Consider the following 943-nt stretch of genomic DNA (forward strand, 5'->3'; position numbering starts at 1 on the left):
ATATAAACGTCGTTTATCTCGTTGAATATTAAGAGCCAATATTTTTGGGGATGTCTTAATAAGCTCTGTTAATTCATTTAAATTACTAATTCGCGTGCGATTAATACCAATAATAATATCGCCTTGCTGTAGACCATAATGCTGTGCAATGGAATCTCGGGCGACGTTTGTGACTATTACCCCTTTATTTTCACCAACATTGGTTAATGTTGCACCTGCTAGTGAAGGGTGAAATGATTGATTTTGAACTTTAGGTTTTTGAGCCTCTTTCAGTGTCGCGGTTAAGTTAACTGTTTTACCATCCTGTATTACGCCTAATTTAATCTCTTTGCCGGCACTTAGTGAACCGACTTTAGCCCGTAACTCAGCAAAGGAGTTAATCGTACTGCCATTCATGGAGATAATAACATCTCCCGCTTTAAGTCCCGCTTCTTCTGCCGCCGAATTAGGGGCTACCTGCTTTATAAACGCACCATGTGCAGAATCTAAAGCAAAGGTCTTGGCAAGCTCCGGTGTTAATTCTTCGCCCCTTATGCCTAAAATACCGCGACGGATCTCTCCGTACAGTAATAATTGTTGGGTTAAGTTATTAACCATATTAGACGGAATGGCGAATCCGATACCGATATTGCCTCCATTAGGGCCTAAAATGGCAGTATTGATACCTATCAATTCCCCTTTTAGGTTTACTAATGCACCACCTGAATTGCCACTGTTGATAGCTGCATCGGTTTGAATGAAATTTTCTAAGTTTTCAAGATTAAGGCCACTGCGCCCAAGCGCACTAATAATACCTGATGTGACGGTTTGCCCCAGGCCAAACGGGTTGCCGATGGCAATAACAAAATCGCCAACACGTAACTTATCGGAATTAGCAAGTTCAATTTGCGCAAGTTTTTTATCGGTTTTTATCTGTAAAAGTGCAATATCGCTCTGTTTATCC

1 protein-coding gene is annotated in these 943 nt (G+C 40.9%); it reads right to left on the minus strand.

Going from position 1 to position 943, the window contains the following annotated elements; genetic code table 11:
• On the minus strand, positions 1-943 hold a 943-nt coding region (locus AC4GME_RS15110; protein WP_490379684.1), incomplete at both ends, for a PDZ domain-containing protein.

Source organism: Psychromonas sp., from assembly GCF_983033635.1.